Raw genomic sequence first — 9,086 nt, 5'->3', positions numbered from 1 at the left:
GAAGCAATAAGCATATCAGATAAGGTTGCAATATTATCTAAAAGACCAGCTACCATAAAAAATATTTATGATATTGAACTTAATATGGATGGAACAAAAACGCCTCTCAAAACACGTAAAGTTCCTGATTTTCAAAAGTATTTCGACATATTATGGAAGGAGCTAGATACACATGAGGCTTAATAAAAGATCTGAAGGATATATAAACTATGTGAAAGGTGTAAAAAGAGAAAAAAGAAATGTACTATTCTACCAACTATTAATTCTAATTGGTTTTATTGTAGTATGGGAGCTTTTAGCTGACTTAAATGTTATAAATACATTCCTATTTAGCAAACCAAGTGATATTTACAATTTATTTATTCAATATGCATCTAGTGGTCAATTATTTAAACATATTGGAATATCTGTATATGAAACTGTCCTTGGTCTTGTTATAGGGACTGTTTTAGGTATCTTGGTAGCAATTGCTCTTTGGTGGTCAGAAAAATTATCAAAAATATTAGATCCATTTTTAGTAGTTTTAAATGCTCTTCCTAAGACTGCTTTAGCTCCTATAATTATAGTTTGGGTAGGTGCTGGAATAGAAGGAATCGTCGTAACAGCTGTAACTATTTCTGTTGTTGTTACTATACTTTCAGCTTACAATTATTTTATGAATATAGATGAAGAAAAGATTAAGATGTTAAAGAGTTTTGGAGCTAGTAAATCTCAAATATTATTTAAACTTATATTACCTGCAAACACAGGAAATCTAATAAATTTAACTAAGATTAATATTGGTATGGCATGGGTAGGCGTAATCGTTGGAGAATTTTTAGTTTCAAGATATGGAATAGGATACCTAATAGTATATGGCTCTCAAGTATTTAAATTAGATTTAGTAATGATGGGAGTATTTGTATTGGCTATCTGTGCTTGGGCAATGTACGCTATAGTTAATATTATAGAAAAAATATACAATTCCAGATAGATAAAAATTTTATTTAGAATATTTTATGTTTCAGTGATTATAATAAAAAATGATTTCTTTTCAGTAATCATTTTTTTAAATTAAAACAAATAGTAAATTTCTGATTATCTTCTTATAACTCATCATGTTGCCAGCATAGCTCTATTTTATGGGCTTTGCTGGCTTTTTATTGAATCCAATTATACATAATGCTTAAATGCAGTCATTTCTTTATTACCTATGCTTAAATTTCTATAAAAGAAAAGACATCCAACTTTTTAATCAAAGTTAACTGTTTCAATATTTAATTTTCATTTTTTTGTGCTCCATTTGTTAGATAACAGAGACTCAATGAGTGAGTTTAGCCCAACAGCTGAAGTGAGCCAGCCATTTGCTGTGGTTAAATAGTTTACCTTGAAACTTGGATTTATCTTCTAAACTGACAATAGCAAAAATATATGTATTCTTTCATTGATATTTCTCTGTTATGCAAAATTCCTATGATAACAAATATTATTTCTGCAACAGTAAGATAGCAGTCCTTTAAGTCGAAAATAAAAAAGCTTGGTATCTGTAAAAAATCTAAACTTCCTCCCCAAAATACTTTATCTATCAAGCTACATATTGCCCCAGCAAGCCCACAAGACATAATTACTTTTACTGAATAGCTTGTTTGTTCATTTTTTGATTTGTAAAAAGCATATCCAGATATAATAACGAGGATAACTAAAATGTTAAACAATACCAGTACCCATAAATTAGATAGAATACCAATAAAATTTCCACCATAAGAAAGATTTGTATTTTGAACAGGATTAAATCTTAAAAATTTACCAATTATATCAAATTCAAAGTCCATTAAGAATAATCCTATAAGAGCTTTGCTAATTTGGTCTAAGAATGTCAAGACTATAACTGGAAAAACAAAAGACTTTACTTGTCTGATATTAACACCTCCTTGCAAAAGTCATTCACTTTTTCCTTCCTTAGTGTTGTTAAACCCCCCGAAAGGAATTTCGATTTATTGATTCCACATCAATAATTATAACATGGATAAATTATCAAGTCATTTCTTTTCTGATTTCGCAGATAATACTTATTTCCATGTAATTTATCAAGGGTATCTTATATAATTTCTTCTGAAATAGGTTCTTAACAAACCATGCTCCAGTAAATAGGGTTCTTTCATTTATTATAATATCCTTGTAAATTTTTTCTCCTAAATATCTTAAAACTCTGTATTTATTGAGATAATCTTGATTTCTATACTCTTTTTAGTATTAAAAAGAGATATGTCTAATAATTAAAACTGTAGAAATATTTATAAAGGCATAAGACAAATTTACCTATAATTTTTAGTGTTTAGATTCTAAAAAAATAAAAATAATTATAATTGGGTTCATAATTTTAAAACTTATTGAATATAATTATATGTCGGTTAAAGACGTATGAAAATAAAAGGAATTTATGAGTTATGTGTTGTATAAATATTGTATATGCAGCATGTAATAAGTCTTAGCACTATTTATATTCTATACAAAAAGATATTTGAAGGGAGATTAAAAATGGGAATATTAGAAGGAGCTGCAATGATAAGAGAAATTGCAATTAAAATAGCTAAAGAAAAAGGTATTACAGAACAAAAGGCATGGCCTGAAGCTATAAAAGAATTTAAAGAAAAATATGAACTTGTATTATAAACTTTGACTGTAAAACTGTCTCTATTTTATTGAGACAGTTTTTTATATTGTGATATTTCATATTATAAAGAAATATATATAAAATTTTAGCTTCCTTGTAACTTTTATTTGAAATAAAAATAATATTAATAAACTTTATTTGTCATATAAATTTGTTTTTAATATCATTTTTAAGGTATAAACCTTATATATTAGATATAAATTATGGAGGTATATGATTTGGATAAAAAACTTGAAAATAGATGCTCATGGCAAGAATATTTTATGAGGTTGTGTGAAACAGTAGCTGAAAGAGGAACTTGTGATAGAGCTTATGTAGGAGCTATAATTGTCAATTCAGAAAATAGAATAGTGTCTACTGGATATAATGGTAGTATTTCTGGAGATAAGCATTGTAGTGAAGCTGGTCATGAAATGAGAGAAGGACATTGTATTAGAACTATTCATGCTGAACAAAATGCCCTTTATTATTGTGCAAAAGAAGGTATTTCAGTTAAAGATTGCTCTATTTATGTAACTCATTTTCCTTGTTTAAATTGTACTAAGGCTATAATTCAATCTGGAATTAAACACATATATTATAGAACTGGATATAGAATTGATGAATATGCTATAAAATTGTTGAAATCAAGTAATGTCTTATACACAAAATTATAAATTTAATATTTCTTGTTTAATATTCTATAATTTTACAATATGCCTTATAATAGAAGTATAAGATATAAAAAGAAACAAAATTCTGAATTATGCATATATTAAATAGAAGTTAAATTTAATTGTAAAGGAGATGTTAATTTGAAAGTAGTAATAATACCAGGACACACTTTAACTGGAAAAGGTACAGGAGCTGTTGGGTATATAAACGAAAGCAAAGAAACAAGAATACTTAATGACTTAATTGTTAAATGGCTTAAAATAGGAGGGGCTACTGTTTATACAGGAAGAGTTGATGAATCAAGTAATCATTTAGCAGACCAGTGTGCTATAGCAAATAAATATGAAACTGATTTGGCTGTTCAGATTCATTTTAATTCAAATGTTACAACTTCAACTCCAGTAGGTACAGAAACAATATATAAAACTAATAATGGAAAAACATATGCAGAAAAAGTGAATACTAGGTTAGCTACAGTATTCAAAAATAGAGGTGCAAAGTCTGATGTTAGGGGTCTTTATTGGCTTAATCATACCATTGCACCAGCAATATTAATAGAAGTATGTTTTGTAGATAGTAAAGCCGATACAGATTATTATGTTAACAATAAAGATAAAGTTGCTAAATTGATAGCAGAAGGTATATTAAACAAATCTATATCAAATTCTCAGGAAGGAGGGAGAGAAAAAATGTACGAAAATGTAATAGTTTATACAGGCGATGCTGATAAAGTGGCTGCTCAGATTTTATATTGGCAATTAAAAGATTCTTTAATAGTTGAAGCATCTAGCTATAAGCAAGGTTTAGGTAAAAAGGTTTATGTTGTAGGCGGAGAAGCTAATAAACTTGTAAAAGGTGATGTAGTAATAAATGGTGCTGATAGATATGAAACTGTTAAATTAGCATTAAAACAAATAGATAAGTTATAAAATTATGATTATTTTATAAAAAATCAATAAGTTAGGACAAAGAAAAAATGATAAGAACAAAAGTTGTAGAGCTAATAGCAACAGTATGCAGAGAAAACAAACCACATAAATGGGTTGATGAAAATTATACTCCTTATGATAGAAGTGGTAAAGTTGAATTAATGTCAATAGAAGATTTAAATGAATTAATATCAAGCAGTGGAAAAGCAGATTTACTTTATAGCAGTAAGTTACAAAAGCTTCTAAACGAGATTTATATAAATGAAAGTAGAGCATCTTATATGTCAGGTTGTGGATTATTTTGGAATTCGTATTGGGATGTACTTGAAGAAAAATTTGAAGAATGGTTATATAATTCTTATATCTTTTTTGATGAAGATGATGACTATTTAGAAGGAATGGAAGATTTTGAGTTTGAATGTAAAGATGTTCTTATGGATGTAATTGAAACAACAAGCATAGATATATATATTCAAATGATAAAGAGGAATATTACCAATAATTAAAAACACATAATATCAAATTAAACCAATAAAAAAACGACCTTATAAATGCCATTTTAAGGTCGTTTAAATTATATCTTCTAGACTTTTTTTATATTAAACATATTATTTTTTATCTAGAAAAATATTTTTAATTATAGTCAATATATCAACTATAACATCCATATTTGATTTAACACTGTCTTTAGTAACAAGAAAATCTGCTGTAACATCAGTAACAACTTCTGTTACGTCTTTCATGTTTTCCCCTACTTCTCCAAAATTTTCTACAACACTAGGAAGATTATTTAAAGTTGTATTTATATTTTGAGTATTTTCACTTAACATAGTCCCAACATTATTTAAAATCTTATGTAGTTTAGCAAGTACAATAATTAAATAAACTAAAGCAATACACCCAAGTATAGCTAATAATACATATATTATACTTATGTTAATTGTTATTGTATTGTTCATATTATTCCTCAGTAACACTAACTGGTTCAACAATATCTATTATTTTATCTTCCTCATTAGAATTTTCAATACTCTTTTTATTATCTATATATTTTTTTATTTTTTTCTTTGATTCTATAAAGTTTCCTTTTCTATCTTTTAGCTTCTCAGATACCTTACCTTTTACATCCACGGTTTTCATATTTATTTTTTCAGCAATTTGTTGTGAAGCACCTTTTATATCTTCTCTTGTCTCTTTTCCCGATTTTGGAGCCAACAGTACTCCACTCACTGCACCAGTAACAGCTCCTAATACTACACCAGCTGTAGCAATTTTAGCTTTCTTAACTTTTTCAGCTCTTTGTTTAGCTTTTCTTTTATCTTCTATTTTCTTTGATAGACTCATATTTAATCGCCCCTTATTATAATATTTTTAAACATTATAATACATTTTTTACCATAATGATATAGTTTCTAACTAAATTTTTAAAAATCAATAAAAATTCTTTTTAATTACTTTCTATCCATTACAATTTAAAATTTTATAAGGCTTTTTTATATATTTTTATCTTATTAAATATAATATTTATTAGATACAGATTATAAATATCTTATTTGATTAGCTTCACGTATATAACTAAAAAATTTTTAGGATAAATGACCTTCAATCTTTCTATATAAATTGAATTAGTATTTCAAAAAACAATAAGAGAGGAATTAATCCTCTCCTTTTAATTTAATTAGATTTGGCAGGGCGGCGTATCCTGCATCTCTATTAACTACTCCATAGTAGCGTATTGGGTGCCTTTTCCAACCTCAAATCTAACTAATAAATATTTACATGTATATTTATATTATAACCTATATGATAATATTTTTCAATAGTTTTGGAAATTTAATAATATTATGTTAACCATCATATTGTTTTACTCTTCCACTATTTATTCTACTTTCTAATTTTGCTTCTTTTATAGCATACAGTGAAGATACATATAAATATCCTTTTTTTGTATCCAATTCTGTAGCCACTAAAATGTAATCATCAATCTTTTTTATAAACTCCACACTTTTTCCAGGTTTTTTAGGATGACTTCCTATATATTCAGGGGACTTTAATACCATTTTTATAGTATCTATTATATCATTAACAATGTCCTTACTTAATTGACATCGATGTTTTTTCTTTATATGTTTTATAACACCAGAAGAAGCATAAATTTTACCAGTATATTCAATTCCTGCAAGTTCTGCCGTTTCTTCATCTATGATTCCAACAACTTTGTCTGTAGACATATAAAGCACATTCCTTTCTAAGATAATTTACCATTAATACTGTAAAATTTATTTAAATTAAATATCTATACTTAAAGTATAGTTTATTCCAAAAAGAAAAGATAGCATAATATAGTTTTTTCATATATGACTTTATATAAACTATTTTTATATGATTTATAAATGGTAAATAAGGTTCTATTTGTAAGCTGTTTTTAGAAATTGTTTAGCTTTTTTACGTTATATTAAATATTCTTGATTCTTTATAAAAATATAAGGTTTATATGGTATAAAACGTTTTCTTTTAAAGTTTTCTATGATAATATTATTTATATATAAAATAAATTTCTAATAGGAGAATATTATGAACAATCAACAACAAGAAGTATATAAAAAATTGGATGAATTAAACATACCTTATGAAGCTGTAAATCATCCACCAGTTTATACAATTGAAGAAATGGAAGAATTAAAAACATTACATATGGAATTTGTTGTAAAAAATTTATTTCTTCGTGATGCTAAGGGAAAAGAACATTTTTTAGTTGTATTAGGTAAAGACAAAAAAGCAGATTTAAAAGATATTCGTCAACAAATTGATAGTAAACCTCTTAGTTTTGCATCAGAAGAAAGACTTCAAAAATACTTAAAACTTACTAAGGGAGCTGTGACTCCTTTTGGTATATTAAATGATACAGAGGCTGTTGTAAAAGTTGTATTTGATAAAGACTTATTAAAAATGGATAAAATAGGTATACATCCAAATGATAATACTGCTACTGTATTTTTAAAGTTTGAAGATATGAAAAAGCTTATAGAACAAAATGGGAATGAAATATATTACGTGGAAGTATAATTGTAACTTGATAAAGAGTGCAAAAGCAATGATTGCTTTTGCACTCTTTACATTAGTGTAATTGTTTTCTACAACTTTACTTTTACAATAGTTATTTATTTTTATTATTTTTTTCTTGCAGCTACAAGTAGCATCATAGGTCTTCGTAGTTCATCTTTCATTTCAAGAATTGTATCTAATAGTTTTTCCTCTGGTTGAGGCTCAACAACTTCTAATATTTCAAACCCAGTTTTATTTAAAGTGTTTAGATAAGTTGTTAGTGTTTTATGATATTTTGTAACTTCTTCTCCTAGAAAATTTGACTTACGTACTCCTTCTTCAAAATATCTATCTACTGGCCAGTGTAGATTATTACCGTCTTTATCACAATACCATTCTTGAGTTCCATATGCAGTAAATATAGGATGTTCAACAGAGAATACAAAGTCACCTTCGCTTGAAAGGCAATTACTTACATTTTCACATATATCTTCAAATGATTGAATATAATGAAATGCTAAAGAACTAATAACCACATCAAAACTATCTTTTGGAAAATTAATGTCTTCAATAGGCATACATATGTATTTTATATTATCAAATTGCGTTTTGTTTTTAGCTTCTTTTAACATTTTTTCTGAAATATCAATTCCAACAGCAGAGTTTGCTCCATTCTCAACTGCATATTGACAATGCCATCCAAATCCACACCCTAAATCTAAAACTCTTTTTCCTTTGAAATCAGGTAACATTTTTTTTAAAATATGCCATTCTCCAGCACCTGCTAGTCCATTTATAGAACGTTCCATTTTACTATATTTATCAAAGAATTTATCATCATCATATTTATTTTGTTTCATAAAATTTCCTCCATTTTAAGTATATTTGTTTAGATGCAATCTATTAAATACAAAATATAAGCTTTTACTATTTCATATAAAAATAATAAAAGTTTATATAAATTAATTATTTTCATATAAATTAATCTAATTTATATTATATACAAATTTTTTCTTTATGTATAATAGACAAAAAAATGATATTATTTTAATTTTATTACTTAGCTTATAAATAATCAATATAATTTACCAAAGATTACACATTACTAAAAAAACTAAACATAAAACTCAAATTTATTTTTAAGTTTTTGTAGAAATATTATAAGTATAGATACATTTTTGTAACAACTACAATAAATATTTAATACTATATATTATTCGTATGTTTTATGGGAGGTATTTATTATGTTTAAAAAAATAGTCGCAATAGCAAGCTCTATCATTGTAAGCACAATCTGTCTAACTGGATGTGATTTTAACTCTAGTGACAAAAAAGATGAATATTCTTCGTCTAAAAATCTAGATAAAGTAACTATAGCAGAAGTTACTCATTCTGTTTTTTATGCTCCACAGTATGCTGCTATTACGAAAGGATTCTTTGAAGATGAAGGCATAAAGATTGACCTTATAAATACCCAAGGTGCAGATAAAACTATGGCTGCCTTAATTTCAGGTGAAGCAAATGTAGGTTTAATGGGTCCTGAAGCATCTATATATGTATATAATCAAAACAAAAACGATTATGCAGTAAATTTTGCTCAATTAACTAAAAGAGATGGTAGTTTTCTAATTGCTAGGAAAAAAATGCCTAATTTCTCTTATGAGGATTTAAAAGGAAAAGAAATATTAGGTGGTAGAAAAGGTGGAGTTCCACTAATGACTTTTGAATATGTTATAAAAGAAAAAGGTCTTACTCTTGGAGAAAACCTAAAAGCAGGTAATGTTAATGTAAGAACTGATGTACAA

Annotated in this window: 12 protein-coding genes and 1 pseudogene; 8 read left to right on the top strand and 5 right to left on the bottom strand. The window is 26.5% G+C overall.

The annotated features are described in order from the left end of the window. Together KGF39_RS18335 and KGF39_RS18330 are read left to right on the top strand one after the other, a co-directional pair. Positions 1-183, top strand: a pseudogene (locus KGF39_RS18335) (ABC transporter ATP-binding protein); the annotation flags it as partial. After that, positions 173-973, top strand: a complete 801-nt coding sequence (locus KGF39_RS18330; RefSeq protein WP_227823407.1) for an ABC transporter permease — start codon at positions 173-175, stop codon at positions 971-973. The pseudogene KGF39_RS18335 and the gene KGF39_RS18330, both read left to right, overlap by 11 nt. Before the next feature lie 406 nt (positions 974-1,379). On the opposite strand, the gene KGF39_RS18325 is transcribed toward KGF39_RS18330, so the two are convergent. Continuing rightward, the gene (locus KGF39_RS18325; RefSeq protein WP_227823406.1) at positions 1,380-1,916 is read right to left on the bottom strand and encodes a signal peptidase II; all 537 of its coding nucleotides are present in this window, start codon (positions 1,914-1,916) and stop codon (positions 1,380-1,382) included. 601 nt (positions 1,917-2,517) lie between these two features. On the opposite strand from KGF39_RS18325, the gene KGF39_RS19995 reads away from it, so the two are divergent. The 4 genes from KGF39_RS19995 to KGF39_RS18310 all read left to right on the top strand — a co-directional run bounded on the left by KGF39_RS19995 (position 2,518) and on the right by KGF39_RS18310 (position 4,742). Further along, a complete protein-coding gene (locus KGF39_RS19995; RefSeq protein ID WP_255643637.1) occupies positions 2,518-2,652 on the top strand; it encodes a hypothetical protein in 135 nt (44 codons plus the stop codon). A 219-nt stretch (positions 2,653-2,871) separates the two neighbouring features. After that, entirely contained in the window at positions 2,872-3,309 is a 438-nt protein-coding gene (locus KGF39_RS18320) for a deoxycytidylate deaminase (RefSeq protein WP_227823405.1), read from the top strand. Between the two features lie 138 nt (positions 3,310-3,447). Next, the gene (locus KGF39_RS18315) at positions 3,448-4,236 is read left to right on the top strand and encodes an N-acetylmuramoyl-L-alanine amidase (RefSeq protein WP_227823404.1); all 789 of its coding nucleotides are present in this window, start codon (positions 3,448-3,450) and stop codon (positions 4,234-4,236) included. Positions 4,237-4,283: 47 nt separating this feature from the next. Continuing rightward, positions 4,284-4,742, top strand: a complete 459-nt coding sequence (locus tag KGF39_RS18310) for a hypothetical protein (RefSeq protein ID WP_227823403.1) — start codon at positions 4,284-4,286, stop codon at positions 4,740-4,742. A 102-nt stretch (positions 4,743-4,844) separates the two neighbouring features. On the opposite strand, the gene KGF39_RS18305 is transcribed toward KGF39_RS18310, so the two are convergent. From KGF39_RS18305 to KGF39_RS18295, 3 genes are all read right to left on the bottom strand, one after another. After that, positions 4,845-5,195, bottom strand: coding sequence for a hypothetical protein (locus tag KGF39_RS18305; RefSeq protein WP_054273860.1), 351 nt, complete (start codon positions 5,193-5,195; stop codon positions 4,845-4,847). A gap of 1 nt (position 5,196) precedes the next feature. Next, a complete protein-coding gene (locus tag KGF39_RS18300) occupies positions 5,197-5,580 on the bottom strand; it encodes a YtxH domain-containing protein (RefSeq protein WP_227823402.1) in 384 nt (127 codons plus the stop codon). A gap of 503 nt (positions 5,581-6,083) precedes the next feature. After that, positions 6,084-6,467, bottom strand: a complete 384-nt coding sequence (locus KGF39_RS18295; RefSeq protein ID WP_054273858.1) for a PBECR2 nuclease fold domain-containing protein — start codon at positions 6,465-6,467, stop codon at positions 6,084-6,086. Between the two features lie 343 nt (positions 6,468-6,810). Between KGF39_RS18295 and KGF39_RS18290 the strand changes: the two genes are divergently transcribed. Then, entirely contained in the window at positions 6,811-7,302 is a 492-nt protein-coding gene (locus tag KGF39_RS18290; protein ID WP_079740062.1) for a prolyl-tRNA synthetase associated domain-containing protein, read from the top strand. A 104-nt stretch (positions 7,303-7,406) separates the two neighbouring features. Here KGF39_RS18290 and KGF39_RS18285 read toward each other — a convergent pair whose 3' ends face one another. Then, positions 7,407-8,141 (bottom strand): class I SAM-dependent methyltransferase, encoded by a 735-nt coding sequence (locus tag KGF39_RS18285; protein WP_227823401.1) that lies wholly within the window; start codon positions 8,139-8,141, stop codon positions 7,407-7,409. A 384-nt stretch (positions 8,142-8,525) separates the two neighbouring features. Between KGF39_RS18285 and KGF39_RS18280 the strand changes: the two genes are divergently transcribed. Next, positions 8,526-9,086 (top strand): ABC transporter substrate-binding protein (locus tag KGF39_RS18280; RefSeq protein ID WP_227823400.1); only part of this gene is annotated, 561 nt, incomplete at its 3' end.

It is taken from the genome of Clostridioides sp. ZZV14-6345 (genome assembly GCF_020657775.1).
In the GTDB taxonomy this organism is placed as follows: domain Bacteria; phylum Bacillota; class Clostridia; order Peptostreptococcales; family Peptostreptococcaceae; genus Clostridioides; species Clostridioides difficile_D.
Note: the sequence above shows the minus strand (reverse complement) of the source record. Positions and strands in the feature narration are given on the sequence as shown.